This window comes from Sorangium sp. So ce281, assembly GCF_051527395.1.
GTDB lineage: Bacteria > Myxococcota_A > Polyangia > Polyangiales > Polyangiaceae > Sorangium > Sorangium cellulosum_B.
The window spans coordinates 8,721,199-8,738,285 of the sequence record NZ_CP150322.1 but is presented as its reverse complement, the minus strand read 5'-3'; the positions used below and the strand labels follow the sequence as shown (position 1 = coordinate 8,738,285).

Here is a 17,087-nt window from a genome sequence, read left to right as displayed (position 1 = left end):
CAGGTTTCAGTCGGCGGCCGCCGCCGTGTATCTCACGACAAAGACGATATCTTCGACGGTGTCGGCGCTCATGCCGTGTTGCTCCAGCGCCCAGGTCTCCGCGGCCCAGTTCTGGAGCAACGCCGTGGAGGCGCCGCCGCCTTTGGGCAGGGACCGCACGGCGACGCCGTTCTGCGGGTTCACCGGCGCGTCGACGCCGCCGTTCAGCGAGATGCCGGCGCCGCTCAGCGCGGCGCCGGGCTTGGTGATGACGTGAACGTCGACGTGGCCCTCGTCATCGACGATGTCGGCGAGCGCGAGCGTCATGCGGGCGCGCCGGATCACGAACGGGAAGTGCTCGGGCAGGAGGGTCATATCGACGGGCTGGCCCGGGCTGGTGAGCAGGCGGTGGAGCACGTCTGGGAACTCCTTGCGGAGGCTAAGGACCCGCACGAGCCCGGTCTCCTCCTCGGAGACGACCTTGAGGAGCCTGTTGAGCCCGTCGACGATCGCGGACTCCGCGCCGTCCTTGAGCGTGCCTCCGCCGTCGCGCGCGGTGTAGCTGAGCTGCAGGACGGCGTCGGAGATGGTGTTGTGATCGAACTGCGGATACGCCGTCGGCAGCTCGAGCCTCCACCGGCTGATGACGCCTGCGCCCTCGAAGGGCAGGTAGCGCTCGTCGCGGAAGTTGAGCTCGAACAGCCCTGCGTCGCTCTGCGCGCTGCTCGTCGCTATCGATTGAATGCCGACGAGATCGTGGACGAAGCGCGGGTCGTCGAAGCCGGTATAGGCGTACGCGGTGGGATTGGCCGTGCTCTGTTTGCGGATGGCGCTGCCGAGCAGCGTGAGCTTGGCGCTGACGCTGGTGTGCGGCCCGGTGACGCAGGGGATCGTGAGCCGCACCGCCCGGATGCGCCGGAAGTACTGGCCAGGGTGATCGAGATCGAACAGCACCTCCGGGAGCTCGAACTCGCAGGCGCCCTTCTCGCGCAGGTCCTGGAGCGCCGCCGGGTTGATCGCGGCGAGCGAGATCGGCTTCTGGATCTCGAACTCGCGTCGGTTGCGCTCGAGGTAGGCCACTTCCATGCGCTTGAGGTCGAAAACGAGCTTCTCGCCGGCGAGCAGCCCTTGCCGCAAGCTGTCGAAGTATCCGAACTGGATGAAGCTCGTTCCATCGAGCCCGAGCTCGAACTGGAAGGTGCGCTCGGCGCTCTTCGCCACGTCATAGGCGAGCTTGTACACCTGCTGGTACGTGCGGCTGAGCTCGCGCACCATCCACTGGTAGAGCTCGCGGCTCGTGAACTTCTCCTGCAAGAACTCGCGCACCTCCTCCGCGTGCTCCATCTGCGTTTCGTGGTTCTCGAGCTCGCGCTGCGCGATGTCGCGTCGGATCTGCGCGGCCACGATCTGCTGGTTGATCTGCTCGATCTCCTTCTCCGCCAGCCGCTTTTGCAGCTGCCAGTCCTCCCAGCGCCGCTCGTGGCCGGCGTTGATGCCGGCGAGGTTCGCATTGCCGCGCGCCACGCTGGCCCCAGCGCCGAACGCGTTGGCGATGGAGTTCATCGAGGTGATGAACGCGGTCCCGATCTTCGCGTCGACGCTGATGAGCGGGAACGGCCCCACCATGCCCGCTTTGGTGTCGGGGATGGACGCGAACATGCCGCCGAGGGTGTGGAATACACCCTGGAGCACCTCGAGCTGGGTGCCCACGTTGGTCATCGTGAGCTGCGTCCGCTCGCTCTTGCTGATGCGAGCGCGCGTGCTGTACTCCGTGAGGCGCTCCTCGGCGAGCGCCCGCGAGAGCGTGAGCGCGGTGATGTTCTCTTCGGCCTCGGTGATCTGCGTCTGCCGCACCAGGCGCACGAGCTCCAGCATCTTGATCTCATGCCCCTGACGCATGAGCTGCAGCTCCTCGGCGTCCTTCTTCTCGAGCGCCGCGAGCAGCGCCGCCCCGAAGCCCTTGAGCTCGTTCGCGAGGTCGACCGCCCGCTGGATCCATGTGCCGAAGCGGTAGCAGGGCAGCGGCGCGTTGAGCTGCGCGAGCACGCTCCCGAGGTCGAGGCCCGCCGCGGCGGCGCGCACGAGCAGGGCAGGGTCGATGGGGGGCTCGAACAGCTTGAGCTGACGCTTGACCCCGTCGATGTTCATGCTGTTTCTTATCTTGAAGAGACGGTCCTGCACCGTGTCCCAGTAGCCATCGAGCCGCTCGTTCCTCGGCACGCAGAAGAAGAGGGTCCTGAGCGAGAGGTTCTTGATCGAGGCCGTCGCCGAGTCCTCTTGCGCGAGCTGGGTCTGCTTGAGGTGCTCGCTGTTGCTCACGAGCCGGTATTCGACGTCGACGATGGCGTTCGAGAAGCTCGTGATGCCCTTCGTCTTGAGCTCGCGGTACGTGTACCTGGGCTCACCCGTCAGCGGCTCGACCGCCTCGGGGCGGTCGCCGAGCAGCTCGGCCGCGAGGATGTAGAGCTGCGTCGCTTGATTGATGGCCTCGATCGTGTCGAGCCGGAAGAGCTGATCCGCCCAGGCGATGAGGTTGTCGAGATACTTCATCACCACGGACTTCTGGTACGCCACCACCCGCTGCCGCGCGATGAGGTGCGGATTGAAGGGGTTGCGCCGCCAGTCGTCGATCAGCGCGGTGAGCTCCTGGCGATCGTAGGTCGACAGCGTCTTGGTGAGCCCGAGCGTCTCCGAGAGGCTGTCGGTCGCGTCCTTGTTGGCGAAGAACGGCAGGAAGTTCCAGTAGCGGGAGCCGGCCGGGAGGCGCTCGACCCAGCGCTTGGTCTGCTCGTATCGCGTGAGCTCCTGCTTGGGGTCGAAGACATAGTGGTACCATTTCATCGCGTCTTCGAACTTCAGGTCCTGGCTCAGGCGCCCCGCGATCAGCATCGGCAGATGGAAGAAGAGCTCCCAGTTGTAGATGCCGAACGGCGTCCCGTAGCCGAACTCGATCGTGGGCAGCGGATACGGCTGCTCGACGCTGCGCGTCGGGTGGAGCTCCGTCTCGATCAGGCGCTGCGTCGTACCCCAGGCCTGCCTGTCGCCGGCGATGTGGTAGCCCAAGTAGAGGTGGCCGTAGTAGTTGTAGTAATAGTTCGAGTAGTACCGGTTGTCGGCGATGGGCAGCGCCTGCGTCGCGCGGTTCATGATGCCTTCCGGCCCGAACGCCTGGAGGCGCTTTCGCACCTCCGTCACCAGCGGATGGTTGAACGTCGAGAACGAGGCGACTTGCGTCTTTTCCCGGCTCAGGCCCGACCGCGTCACGACCCCCTTGCTCACGGCAAACAAGCTCGTGGAGGGGGTCTCGTAGAAGAAGGGCTTGAGCTCGGCGCTGCCGAGATAGGGGAAGTTCGTGCCGAAGACGCGGAAGGCGCCCGGGGTCCTCCGGAAGAACGGCGCGTTGCCCAGGAATCGGAGCTCATCGCCGGCGTTCCTGGCGTGGACGATGTAGTCCACCTCGACGGCGGCGTTCTGCACGAGCAGGGTTCCTTCCGGCCAGCTCTCTCCCACCTTGAGCACGAGGTCGCTGGACCCCAGCGTGTCGTCGCCCGTGTGCCACACCGCGAACGTGCCGAGCCGCTTCGGTCTGAGGAAGTTCTTGTCTTTCCAGAGCCATTCGGCGAGCGAGTCGGCCCGGCTCACGCCGTCCGCATTCGGAATGTTCGTCTTGACGACATCCACCGACACGTACTCGCTGCTCGCGACGGCGACACGCAGGTGGTAGCCCGCCGTCCGGGGCTTGTCTTCGCCGAGCTCGCGATCGAAGATCGTCTCCGCGTCGGCATCGGTCACGCGGCTCTTGGAGAGCTTGGGCTTGAGCCACTTGTTCTCCGAGGCCACGTACTCGCTCCACATGAGGCGGATCTCCGCCTGGAAGTCCGCGTGCACGGCTCCGGCGTTGTCTCCGTCGACGTGGTTCTTGTTCGCCGGCAGGGGCGTCGGCTTCTGCTTGTTCTGCACCAGCGGCCAGAACAGGTGGAGGCGCCCATTGAAGACGACCGGCGCGACGACGTCGGCGTTGATATCGAGGTTGATCTTCTTCCACGGCGTCCAGACCCCGTTGTGGAACTGCTTGGCCTGGAACGTCCGGTAGTAGAAGCTCCGCGACTGGAAGCGCGTGCGCCCCACGACGTGAAGGACGTGGTTGACGCCGGAAGAAAAGACCTCCTCGGCGTAGGTGCCTACCACCTCGAGGTTCGACACCTCGCTCATCTTCTCCAGGTAGTTATGGAGGGCCGTGAGGCCCCGCTCGTGCGTGATGTCGCCCTCGACGAGCTCGTTCTCGAGCTCCGTGAAGAACTCGGTCTTGTCGTCGCGCAGCTCCGGCTCGATCCAGTTCTCGGGGTAGAGGAAGACCTTGCGGTTGGCCTCCCAGACCCGGTAGTTCTGCATCCACGCCCACTGGTCCTTGGCCTGCTCGAGCTGGATCAGCGAGGCGTTGTCCTCGAGCCCGAGGAAGACGCGCTGGACGAAGAGCTGCACGACGTTCAGAGCGAGCCGGATACGCGAGATGAGCGTGTCGGGCTCCATCTCGACGTCGATCAGGAAGTGAGCGAAGAGGTCGTTCTCGTCGACGAAATCGGGCTTCTGCTCGCCGTTCACGCCGTCGACCTCGACGGCGCCGGTCGTGAGGTATCCCGTGAGCGCGTCGCGCTGGCGTCGCCGGAGCGGGTCGCGCAGCGGCTTGAAGACCTCCTTCCAGGCATCCCTGCTGAACTGCGATCGGAAGACGTTCCTGAGCCGAACGGCGGCGCCAAGGGTCGGCGCTGGGCTGAGCAAGAGGTCGATGATCTGGCTCGCGTTGAGCTCGAGCCGCCGGACGATCCGCATCGTCGCCCTGAGCATCTGCCAGAGCTCGAGCATCTCCGAGAGGTCAGGGTTATGCCAGGGCGGCGGCGGGGGTGGCGCCGGAGAGATCAGATCGAGGACGGCCAGGATGTCCTCGGTCTTCCATCCAGTGAGCACCGCCACATCATCGGCGCCCGCGTCGGCAGAGCCGCCGCCTTCACTCCAGAAATCGAACAGGGTCTTGCTCTTGAGCTCCACGGAGCGCTGGAGGTCAAGCAGATCGATGAAGCCCGCGAGCGCCGACCACGGCACGTCCGCGTCGTCGTCACGCAGGGGGAGCTCGTCGAGAGATAGCCCAGTAGACCCTTCGCTCAGGTATTTCAGCTCGGACCTCTTCAGCTCGAGACCTTTCACGAGCCCGACAGCCTTGAACAGCTTGGTGTAGACATCCGCACGGAATGGGACGATGGCGCTCGCGGGCACGGGGACCGGGTCCGCGTTGCCGACCTGCCAGAGCAGCGTTGCGTCCTCCGTCCCGCTGTAGGTGACACGCACGTCCAGGACCGTGCCCGCTTTCAGCTTCTGGCCAGGGTAGAGGTAGAGCTTGTTCTGTTGAACCTCGTTGTACCCAGAGGAGGTGCGCTGCTCGCCGTCGATCCATAAGGCGACCTCGGCGCTGGGCGCCACCGGCAAGCTGACCGAGATGATGAATACGTAGTCGTCGTCCCGCGGGATGACCACGGACGCCCTGCGTTCCCCCGGCTCGGCGGTATTCCATTCCGCTTTCAGGAAGCTCTTCCAGTCATCGATCGCCATGCCGAAGTCGCCGGTCAGGATCCTGAGCGCCTTCGTGAGCAGCGCTTCGGCTTCATCCCGAGCGAGGTCCATGAGCTCGGCAGCGACGGTGAGAGCCGAGGCCGTCCGCGCCTGGTCGACCAGGTAGGCGCGGAGCCGATCCCACACGAGCTTGTAGCGCAGTACGCGCGATCGGGCCTCATCGTAGGTGACCAGCTGATCGATGGGGTCGTTGTCGGGTGCCCACCCGATGAATGCCGCGAAATAGCGATTCAAAAAGTTCCGGTTTTGCTCTCTCAGCGGTGCTTGTACCGCTTCGTACCCCGCCAGCGCGTCATCGTATTTCTGCTGCGTGTCGAAATCGTCCCGCTGGGGCGGTGGAGGCGGCCCCTCGACGATCTGGATCGCCCGCACGACCTTTTCGGCCGGCATGATCTTGGTGAGCGCAGCGACCAGCGCGGCCGCGTCGGGGATCTGGTCCGGGTAGGTCGCCTCGATCTCCGCCGCTGCCGCCGAGAGCCGTTGAACGGCGCGAGTCATGTCCTCCGCCGTAGGCGCGAACGGATCGCCCGGGCCGCTTTCATTGCGCAGATAATAGGCGATCTCGGCGGCCGACATGCGCGTCGCCCGAGCTCGCTCGAACTCTCGGATGGCGGCGTAGGTGTTCAGGATGGCGGCCTGGAGATCGGCTGCCCCCTCCGCGAACGGGTTGCCCACGAGCGCCGCGAGGTCGTAGAACTCGGCGACCGAGAGCCCCATCGCCCTCGAGAACGTCGCCACCCGGTACATCTCCGTGAGCTCGGCCAGCCCGAGGTTCGTGCCCGGCTGTGAGAGGATGACCTCCCCCCAGAGCCGGTCGATGTCTGTCGAGTTCAATCGAAGGGCCGCGCGGAGGTGCGCCGGATAGTCCTCGTCATCCGCCACCGTCGCGAGATTGACCGTCGCGCCGATCCGCACCCGCTCGAGCCCTTGATACTCGGCCTGACTCGGGGCGCCCACGAGGAACACCTCGTCGAAGCGGCTCTTCTCGATTCGCCCGGTGCGACGCGTATCGAGGTTCGCCCACCACGCGACCACGTCGAGCGGCGAGAGCTTCAGCTCGTCGGCCAAGCGCTTTACCTGGGCAAGCCTGACGAGCGTGGCGGGAATGTTGCCGTCCTCGAGGCTCATCAGATAGGCGTCGAGCTCGCGCATGCTCCAGCCGAGCTTGCGCCAGAGCCGGACGAAGAAGCTGACGCGCCGCAGCGTGTCCGTGTTGAGGTGCGCGATCTGGAACTCGTTGTAGTTGCACTCGACGCGCTCTTCCGTGCTCGACACGATGTGAAGCCCGTGCGTATCGGCGGCCTGGCGGTGGACGAAGCGGGTATCGAGCAGGTCGAGCAGGTCCTGGTAACTCAGCCCCGTGCGGTGCAGGAATACGGGCACCAGCGTCACGAGCTTGACCCAGGCCGGCCTCGTGTCCGGATCCCCCGGCGCCGGCTCTGTGGCGGTGATCTTGAGGGTGGGTTTGTCGGGCCGCCGGATGGTCACCTCGTGGGCGCCGGGCGGGATCACGAAGCCCCAGTACTCCGGCACCGGGCGCTCCGCGCCGAGGATCGCCTGAGCCTCGGAGGGCGTCAGGTTCAGGTAGGCGAGCGCGATGTTCGGATCCAGGAGCTTCGTGTCGGCGTCGCTCGTCGAGAACGCCTCGAGGATCTCATGCTTTCGGATGTTCTTCTGCTTGAGGAAGATGTCGATTTCTTCCCTGCCGAGCGCCAGCGGCAGATGAAACGGGAAGACGGCCTGCGCGAGCTTGTCGTACGCCTTGTGGTTGAAGTGCTCCGGGAACACCTCGAGCGAGTCGTTCGCTCCGTTGGTCTGGAGCGCTGGATAGACCGTGAGCGGCGAGGCGTTGCCCCGGATCCGGAAGCGGACGGCGTCGTCCTCGACGATCCACTCTTTGCTCGGCTCGGTATAGGCGGCGCTCTGAGTGGCGACCGCGCGCTCGCTGAGCACGTACCCTTCGGCCAGAACCGCGCTGCGAAGCGCGCCCAGCGCCCCCTCGACGCCGTCCTTTGCCTGGTTCATCGTCTCGGGCGTGACGCCGATGGTGAACTCGAGCGGCTCGACGACCGCTTCGAGGACCTCGTTGACGATGTCGATATACGGCAAGACCGTGTTCGTGTTGGAGCAGGTGAGCTCGATGTCCTCGAGGTCGGGCCGGCGCTCGAACAGCGTCCTCTTGGGCGCGCCGTCGACCCACTCCAGCAGGTCCATCAGGTACGCGCCGGGGCTCAGCACCGTCTGGCAGTGCTTGCAGGCACATTTGTTGAGGTCGCCGAACAGGGTGATCCAGTTCGGGAACTTGCCCGAAACTGTGTCGTCCGGCGTGTCGACGAGGTCGGGCGTGTAGCCGTGCGTCGGATCGAGCACGGTGAAGTTGACAGGCCCCGGCACGGCGCTTAGGCCGCCGACCTCGTTCAGGTTCGGGTGGAATTTGACCAGCGTCGCGAGGATCTCGTTCGCGTAATGAGATGCCGTGCGGTGGATATCGCGCGCCGCCGTGAGCCCACCCACGTGCTCTTCATGATCCGCCACGAATCGGTCTTCCGGGATACGTGCGATCCGGACCGCGGAGTCGAGCGCCTGGCCGATGAGGTGAGCGGCCGCGTCGAAATCGGGGGTCAAGCGGAACAGGCGCTGGAGCTGCTTGATCGAGCCGACTGTGTCGGCGTTCAGCGTGAGCTCGCTCTCGGCGAGGTAGTCGTCGATGTCGCCCTTCTCGAGGCTGAAGTCGGGGTGATCCGTCAAGAACTGGCGCACCGCCACGAGGGTGGTCGTCCCCTGAATGCGGGAGACGAAGCGACGCTGCGGGCTCAGCTTGCCGAACAGGTCGTAGAGGCGCCTCGCGTAGACAGCTCCTTGCCCGGACGTGCCGTTGAACCCCGGAACATCGCCGGGGTATCGACCGTTATTGTAGCTGGTCGAGCTCGAGGCGAAGTCGGTCCAGTTCGGGTGCGCGCCGTCCAGCGTCACCGTTGCGAGATCCTCGATCGTCCGCCAGCCCGAGCTCGCCTTGCTCGCGTACACGGCGGCGACGATCGGGTAATAGCGGCCGACCTTCTCGTACATCTCGAACACGAACGTGACGTCCTCGGCCTGCTGCTCGGTCAGCACTTCGTCATCGACCAGCGCCGCGAGCAGCCCGGGGAGCTCCCCGAGGTTGTCGAAGTGCGCGCCGATGAGCGCCTCCTTCTTGGCCCTGTTCGGGCGATCCGCTGCGTCGATGCCTCGAATTCCGACGGTCTGCGCTACCCATTCCGCACCACTGTTCGAAGTGATGGCAAAGCTCGATGGATTCTCGCTGCCGGCCAGAGACCCGCGCCAGGCGGACATCAGGCCGCAATTCCCATCGCTTGTAGACGACGTCGTGTAACGGCCATTCGTGTAGTCACTGGGAAACGACTCCCAAGGCCACCCAAGATCGAACGCAGCGCACGCGAGCCACAGGGTTTTCGCGGCATCTCCGGGTGGGTCGAGAAGCGGCGGATTGGCCGCGGTGCCGAAACCAGGTTCCGCTGTGCCAAAAGCGACGCCCTCGGCTATCGTTCCCTTCCAGCTATCCTTGCTGACTCTATAGACGTGCGCCACCGCCTGCTGTGGGACCGTGGTCTGGAAATTGACAGAGGTGCCGCCCTCACTTCCCACGCCCACTTTGGCGTAGCCGCTGAGGCGAACAGCGGGCGCAGATGGATTATCGGTGCTGGACCACAATTGCGTCCATCCGGCCGGCGTCGTCACGGGTGAACCTTCGTCGTTGGCGAACAGCACGATGAGCAGGTCGCCGGCCGTAACGTCCGAGAGCATGGCGACCGGGTGATTTGTGGTGTTGGCAGGAAACGGCATGGTCCAGTAGGACTGAACGCGGGGCATTGTCGCGTCTTCGCCGAGCACGAGCTCGAGCAGCTGTTGCTGCCACGGCGGCTTGCTGCCCGGAGCCAACGGGACGAAATTCATCAATTTCGTGAGCACCGTTCGCCAGGTGTCGACCAGGGTCGGATAGATGTCGACCTCGATCGCCGCGGAGATGATCCCGCGGTGGACGGCGGCGACCAGCGTCTGGAAGAACTTGTCGGGATTTACGTCGAGCAGCGCGCGCAGGTTGTCGCCGAGCCCTGCGCGCACGAGCGAATAGATGACTTCCCGCGACATGGGCCCGCTCAGTGTCGAGGGAGGAAGCTGTGTGTCGATCTCCTTCGCGATGAGCCAGGAGCGGACGAAGGCGCGGACCAGCGCTTCATCGAAGCCGCTCGAGCGAGCGACCAGGGTCAGGAAATCTGGGCGTTCATCGAGCGTGCGTACGGTCGACAGCTGTGCGGCGTCCGAGACCCCCAGGCTGGGTTTCAGCCCCGTGACCAGGCGCTCGTACTCGCAGTCGGCGTTGGCGACCACGCGATCGATCACCACGTCGAGCTGCTGCTCGCGGGCGGCATTGTAGATCACCTCCGAGGACGATAGCCTCCGCAGGTCCGTCCCCTCCGGATTCAATTTTTCGTTCGCATACAGGATCAGGTTGATCTGCCCTGCGGGTGTGCCGATCGGGATCGAAGCGCTCGCTACCGGCGGCGGGCTGTAGAGGATCTCGAAGTTTCCGCCTGCGTCGCTCTCCGCCCTGCTGAGCAGGAATTCGTCGATACCGCCGCTCGTCCAGCCGACGTGGTATGCCTCGACGACGATGCCCGAAGCGGCGAGGCCGATGGTGTTCCGCACGGCGCCGAAGGCGCGGTGCTGGCGCGAAGATGCGGTCCATGTCGCGCCGCTGCTCACGAGCTCGGCGCTCTGGCCGATGATGATGCGCACCCTCGACCCGCTCTGGATCGCGTTGAACGTCTGCGTCCAGCCGACCTCCTGCCCGCTCGCGCTATAGATCCTGAAGCGCAGGTTCGCCGTCTCTCGTGTCGACTCGAACACCGCGACGCGCTGCAGGACGACCGGCCAGCCGCCGGTCTCCGGGTCGTATTGGCCCTGGCCTACCTCCCTCTCGGTAGAGCCCTCGATATCGAATGCCCTCACGCGCGCGATCTCGTTCTGAGTCGGACGGTTCATGTTGGGCCAGAACAGGTCGATGTTGATGATGTAAGGGTTCGGGATAGACATGTTCTTTCCTCTCAGGCACGCTCGCGCGCGCACCTTCAACGTCGACAATGGCGCGCCATGCCCTGGCTCGCCTCATGGCGTGCCAGGGTCGGCGCTCCCTCCGGGGAACGTGGCAGAACGTCAGCGTTGCGGCATGATCTCGCCGCAAACCATGTGCGACAGACGCACTACCGATTCTGTCGCATTCTGATGGAATGTAACTTCAATGTTGGTTGAATATTGCGTAATCTGTGCCTGCGGAAGCGGTGCGCGTCGCAGGCTGCGCCGTCTTGCTTGTGTTCAGGCGCTGTCGAGCGAGTGGCATTCCGTGATGGACGAATATGTCAGCGTGCAGACTGATGGTCAATGTCGGACCGGTGCTCGAGACCAGGCGGAGATCTCGGGAGCAAGGCATTCGGATCGGTGATCCCCATGGGGGGACGGGTGATCACGGAGAGCCGACATCAGATAACTGTCGAAGGTCAGCCGCGCCGAGTGGAGAGGCGCGTCACGGCGCGTTAACGCCCAGGCTGGTTCAAGAGCAGCTTGGGTCTGTTCCCGCGGACTTCCAACAGACTTGGTGAACACCGATGTTCTCATCGGCCTGGCCCGGAAGGCGGCTGTGAACCGCAGTGGTCCGGCTCCAGGAGACGCGAGCCCTGGCAACGGGGGCGCCCACTCGATAGGACGTCATCGAGGCTCGGACATCAGCCCGGCCCTGCCGCGCGTGACGACCTCCCTCCACGGGGGCGTGCCGCGCACGCGGAACCAGGGAGGAGCCTGGGCGACGCGGTGCTAGGCCGCCCTGGAGCGATCCACGCGGAGCTCGATCCAGGGAGAGGTCTGCTCGGCCAGGGTGCGGTAGGTGAGCGCCGCGGCGCCGACGAAGAAGAGCGCGAGCGCGGCCGGGCCGATGTCGATGCTCCCGGCCGAATCGACGGCGCCGAGCATGCTCGCGTGGAACGCGCGGAACAGGCCGAGGTGGAGCGCCGCGAGCGCCCCGCCGAGCGCGAGCGCCCAGGAGCGGTGGAACCGCGCGCGCTGGGCGTGGTGGGCGATGACGGTCTCGGAAGCGACGCAGAGGTTGCCGTGCGCGGGCGCCCGGAGCACCCAGGCCCGCGCGGCGTCGCGGTAGCCCTTGCCGGCGGCGCTCGCGTCGAGCTCGCGGCGCATGGAGCCCGCGATGTAGATCGTGTCGCCGGGGCGGACCTCGGACACGTAGGCGGGCGCGCCGCCACGTCTCGTCGGGACGAAGGTGGTGTCGAGGCTGAGCCTGCCGCTCGCCGGCTCGACCCGCACGGTGGCGCCCGAGGCGAGCCGGAGCGAGAACGCGCGCGCCCGCGTCTGCCACGGGCTCGGCGCGGCGCTGGCCTGGCCGCCGCACGGGATCTCGATCGCGATCACCGCGTCTCCCGGCGCGGCGTCCTCCGCGCTCACCTCGCCGCGCAGGAGCGCAAACCCCTCGCGTATCGCGCCGGGTGAGGCCGACGGGCTCCGCGCATACGCGGCGATCTGCGAGCGCCACCGGTGGTGGAGGCAGCGCCCGATCGCGATGGCGACCGCGACACCCAGCACCACCCCGGCGACCCCGTAGACGATGAAAAGGCTCGCGACGAAACCCATCGTGACAGCGTAGACGTGCGGCATCGGGGCGTCGAGACGGGGTGTTGGCCTCGGGAGCCCCGGGAGCGCAAGGCGCGCATCTCGCACCATGGCCGCACTGTTGCCCCGCGCCCCACGCCCCGCGTCGACACAGACAGCGGCGCACAGCGGCGCAGGCGGCAATCCGAGCGCCGCTGCACGCCAGGGAGCGCACTGCCACGGGTGAGGCGCAGGGGCACAGCCGCGCGGCGCATTGCGGTCTGGACGAGCGGATTGCCACGGCGGGAGGCGATTTTGATATGAGGCAAGCGCCGCTCCAGGGCCGGGCGCGAGGCCGCGTCCTGCGTGTCGGGCGCGGGTGGCGCCGCGCGTCAGAAATGGGCGATAGAAGTTCAACGCGATGCCGGAAGCGTGTTAAGGAGACGCCGTGTCCGACCAGCTCAGCTCGGATCTCGCCTCGCTGCGGATCCAGCGGGACGTCGATCCCGATCGACGGAGCCCGCTCCGCACCGCCCTCGTCGCCGCGGTCGTGCTCGCGGCGGTCGCCGGCGCCGCCGCGTTCGCCCTGCCCAGGGCGCAGAGCGCGATCTTCAAGACCGAGGTCACCACCACGGAGGTCGCGCTGGTCTCGCCGGCGCAGGCGTCGATCTCCGTGACGTCGACCGGGTATGTGGTCCCGCAGGTCGTGTCCAAGGTCGGGGCCAAGATCCCCGGCCGCATCGCGCGGGTGCACGTCAAGGAAGGCGACGTGGTGAAGCAGGGTGACCTGCTCGTGGAGCTCGACGACGCCGACCAGAAGAGCCTCGTGGCCGCGGCCCAGGCGAAGGTCGCGGCGGCGCGGGCGCGCGCGGCGGCCTCCCGGGCGAGCATTGGCGAGGTGGAGCAGCAGCTCGCGCGGGAGCGGCTGCTGGTCGAGCGCCAGGTGACCGGCCGCGCCTCGATGGAGGACCTCACCGCGCGCATGCACTCGCTCACCCAGTCGGCCGCCGCGGCCGACGCCGAGGTCAAGGCCGCCGCGGCCGACGTCGAGAGCCTCCGGGTCACGCTGGCCGACCGGAGGATCGTCGCGCCGATCGGCGGCACGATCATGTCGAAGCCGCCGGAGGTGGGCGAGGTCGTCGGCCTCGAGCTGCCGCACCTCGTCGAGATCGCCGACTTCACGTCGCTCGTCGTCGAGACCGATGTCCCGGAGACGCGCCTCTACCTCGTCGAGCCCGGCAAGCCGTGCGAGGTGGTGCTCGACGCGTATCCCTCGAAGCGGCACCGCTGCACGACGCTCGAGATCGGCAAGCGGGTGAACCGCGCCAAGGCGACCATCCCGGTGAAGGTGAAGTTCATCGGGGAGGCGAAGGAGGCGCTGCCGGAGATGAGCGCGCGGGTGAGCTTCCTCGCCGAGGCGCTGTCCGAGGAGGCGATGAAGGAGCCGCCGAAGCGGGTCGTCCCGGAGGCCGCGGTGGTCGAGCGCGGCGGCGCCAAGGTGGTGTTCGTGGTCAACGAGGGCCAGGCGAGGATGGTGCCCATCAAGGTGGGCGGCCCCGCGCCCGGCGGGCTGGAGCTGCTCGACGGCCCGGCCCCGGGGGCGCGCCTCGTGGCGAGGCCGGCGGCCGACCTCGCGGACGGTCAGAAGGTCAAAGAGAAGGAAAAGGGGAGCGAATGACCGAGGGGTATCGCGACGGGAAGCCGAAGCCCATTGTCGAGCTGCAGGGGGTCGGCAAGAGCTATTTCCGCGACAAGGAGCCGATCGTGGTGCTCGACAACATCACGCTCGACATCCCTGAGGGGTCGTACGAGGCGCTGATGGGGCCCTCGGGGTCGGGCAAGTCGACGCTGCTCAACCTGATCGCCGGGCTCGATCGCCCGACGCGCGGCTCGGCGCGCGTGGCGGGGCAGGACCTCACGCGGATGAGCGACGGCGAGCTGGCGCGCTTCCGCTCCAGGACGATGGGCTTCATCTTCCAGGCCTACAACCTGATGCCGGTGCTCACCGCGGTCGAGAACGTCGAGCTGCCGCTCCTGCTCACGAACCTGTCTTCGTCCGAGCGGCGGAAGCGCGCGCAGACGGCCCTGCGCGTCGTCGGGCTCGAGGATCGGATGGGCCATTATCCCCGGCAGCTCTCCGGCGGCCAGGAGCAGCGGGTCGCGATCGCGCGGGCGATCGTGAACGACCCGGCGATCATCGTGGCGGACGAGCCGACCGGCGATCTCGATCGCAAGAGCGCCGACGAGATCCTGGCGCTCCTGGAGAAGCTCAACAAGGAGTTCAAGAAGACCATCCTGATGGTCACGCACGATCCGCAGGCCGCCGAGCGCGCGACGGTGACGCGCCGGCTCGACAAGGGGAACCTGTCATGAACCTCGTCTCCGTCGCCGCCAGGAACGTCCTCCGCAACAAGTTCAGGACGCTGCTGACCGTGATCGGCGCGGTGGTGGCGGTGCTCGCGTTCGTGCTCCTTCGGACGGTGCTCTCGGCGTGGAACGTCGCCGCCGACCACGCGGCGAAGGACCGGATCGCGACGCGGCACAAGATCTCGTTCATCCTCCCCTTGCCGAAGCGCTACATGGACACGGTCCGCGAGGTCCCCGGCGTGACGGAGGGGTCCTTCATGAGCTGGTTCGGCGCCAAGGACCCGCGCGACGCCAACAACTTCTTCGCCTCGATGGCCGTCGAGTCGAAGACCTTCTTCAAGGTCTACGACGAGATGGTCGTCTCGCCCGAGGACATGGAGCGGTGGCTGGGCGACAGGAAGGGCGCCATCGTGGGCGACGTCCTCGCGACCCGGCTCAAGGTGAAGCCGGGCGACACGGTGACGCTGGAGGGGACGATCTACCCCGGAAACTGGCAGTTCAACGTCTCGGGGATCTACACGGCGACGCGCAAGTCGATCGACAGGTCGCAGTTCATCTTCCACTACGACTACCTGAACGAGTCGCTCCCCGAGCGGCAGCGCGACCAGATCGGCTGGATGACCGCCCGGATCGACGACCCGTCGCGGAGCGCGGACATCAGCGCGGCGATCGACAAGATCTTCGACGAGAGGGACGTCCAGACGGCGACGATGAGCGAGCGGGCGATGAACCTGTCGTTCATGGCGATGATGTCGGCCGTGCTGACGGCGCTCAACGTCGTGTCCATCATCATCCTTCTCATCATGATGATGATCCTCGGCAACACGATCGCCATGGGTGTCCGGGAGCGGACTCGGGAGTACGGCGTGCTGTGCGCGCTCGGGTTCGAGCCGAAGCACGTGAGGATCTTCATCATCGGCGAGGCGGCGACCATCGGGCTTCTGGCCGGGTTGCTCGGGCTCGTGGTCTCGTATCCGATCGTCGAGCTCGGGCTGGGCCGGTGGCTGGAGGAGGACATGGGCGCCTGGTTCCCCTATTTCCGGATCGAGCCTTCGACGATGGTCATGGCGGTGCTGCTCTCGATGGGGCTGTCGCTCGTCGCGTCGCTCATCCCGGCGTACAACGCATCGAAACTCTCGGTCACCGACGCGCTCCGGCGCGTGGCGTGAGCGACCCACGCAGCCTGTCTTCGACACCCTGAAAGCGGGAGAGAGCGCTCATGATCCCCGTCGCCTACAACGTTCGAAATCTGGTGGTGCGCAAGACGACGACCCTCGCGACGGCGTCCGGTCTCGGCCTCGTGGTGTTCGTGTTCGCGTCGGTGCTGATGCTCGCGAACAGCGTGGAGCGCACCCTGGGGCGCACCGCGCGGGACGACGTCGCGATCGTGATGCGGAAGGGCTCCGACGCCGAGATGGTGAGCAGCATCGAGGAGCAGCAGATCGGCGTGATCCTCGCGAGCGCCGAGGTCGCGAAGCGGCAGGACGGCAAGCCGGACGGGGTGGGGGAGGTGGTGGCGGTCATCCTCCTCGAGAAGCTCGGCACGGAAGGCATCTCCAACGTGCAGGTGCGCGGGGTGCCCGACGACGTGCTCGCGTTCCGCTCGCAGGTGAAGATCATCGAGGGCCGGCCGGCGCAGCCGGGCACGGACGAGGTGATCGTGGGCAAGGCGATCCAGGGCCGCTTCAAGGGCCTGTCGATCGGCGAGTCGTTCGAGCTGCGAAAGAACCGGCCGGTGAAGGTCGTGGGGGTGTTCGAGGACGGCGGCTCCTCGTCGGAGTCCGAGGTCTGGGCCGACCTGCACACGACGCGCTCGGCGTTCGGCCGCGAGGGGGGCGTCTCCGCGGTGCGGGCGCGGCTCGCCTCGGCCAGCAAGTTCGACGCGTTCGAGGCGTCGATCGAGCAGAACCGGAGCCTCGGGCTCGAGGTGATGCGCGAGAGCGTCTATTACGAGAAGCAGTCCGAGGGGACGAGCATGTTCATCAAGGTGATGGGCGTGCTCATCGCGGTGTTCTTCTCGATCGGCGCCATGATCGGCGCGATGATCACGATGCACTCGTCGATCGCCAACCGGCAGCGCGAGATAGGCACGCTGCGGGCGCTCGGCTTCTCGCGGTTCAGCATCCTCCTGTCGTTCCTCATCGAGTCGGTCCTCCTCGCGGTGGCGGGCGGGGCGCTCGGCGTGCTCGCCGCGCTCGGGATGAGGTTCGTGCGCTTCTCGACCGTCAATTTCGCGAGCTGGTCGGAGGTCGTGTTCACGTTCGAGCCGACGCCCGGGATCCTGCTGACGTCGGTGGCGATCGCGGCGGTGATGGGCCTGCTCGGCGGGTTTTTCCCGGCGCTCCGCGCTGCGCGGATCAGCCCGATCCAGGCGATGCGGGGGTGACCCGGGGCGAGGGAGGCGGCGCCTGAGGCATCCCCCGCAAATTCTTCGGAAAGTTCACAGGGAGGCGGGGAGACGA

The 17,087-nt window shown here is 66.7% G+C and carries 6 protein-coding genes; 4 read left to right on the top strand and 2 right to left on the bottom strand.

Annotated elements, in window-relative coordinates; translation table 11 throughout:
* Positions 1-6 precede the first annotated feature (6 nt).
* Positions 7-10,698 carry a neuraminidase-like domain-containing protein gene (locus WMF27_RS33220; RefSeq protein WP_437943248.1) on the bottom strand — a complete coding sequence of 3,564 codons (10,692 nt, stop codon included), beginning with the start codon at positions 10,696-10,698 and terminating at the stop codon, positions 7-9.
* Between the two features lie 774 nt (positions 10,699-11,472).
* Positions 11,473-12,300 carry a hypothetical protein gene (locus tag WMF27_RS33215; RefSeq protein WP_437764855.1) on the bottom strand — a complete coding sequence of 276 codons (828 nt, stop codon included), beginning with the start codon at positions 12,298-12,300 and terminating at the stop codon, positions 11,473-11,475.
* A gap of 406 nt (positions 12,301-12,706) precedes the next feature.
* On the opposite strand from WMF27_RS33215, the gene WMF27_RS33210 reads away from it, so the two are divergent.
* From WMF27_RS33210 to WMF27_RS33195, 4 genes are read left to right on the top strand one after another with little or no spacing between them, the layout of a single operon-like run.
* Positions 12,707-13,936 (top strand): efflux RND transporter periplasmic adaptor subunit, encoded by a 1,230-nt coding sequence (locus WMF27_RS33210; protein ID WP_437764856.1) that lies wholly within the window; start codon positions 12,707-12,709, stop codon positions 13,934-13,936.
* Positions 13,933-14,631: an ABC transporter ATP-binding protein gene (locus WMF27_RS33205; RefSeq protein ID WP_437764857.1), complete on the top strand. Its 699-nt coding sequence runs from the start codon at positions 13,933-13,935 to the stop codon at positions 14,629-14,631. The genes WMF27_RS33210 and WMF27_RS33205 overlap by 4 nt, the downstream gene beginning before the upstream one ends.
* Positions 14,628-15,794, top strand: a complete 1,167-nt coding sequence (locus WMF27_RS33200) for an ABC transporter permease (RefSeq protein ID WP_437764858.1) — start codon at positions 14,628-14,630, stop codon at positions 15,792-15,794. The genes WMF27_RS33205 and WMF27_RS33200 overlap by 4 nt, the downstream gene beginning before the upstream one ends.
* Before the next feature lie 50 nt (positions 15,795-15,844).
* Positions 15,845-17,011, top strand: coding sequence for an ABC transporter permease (locus tag WMF27_RS33195; protein ID WP_437764859.1), 1,167 nt, complete (start codon positions 15,845-15,847; stop codon positions 17,009-17,011).
* Positions 17,012-17,087: the final 76 nt, after the last annotated feature.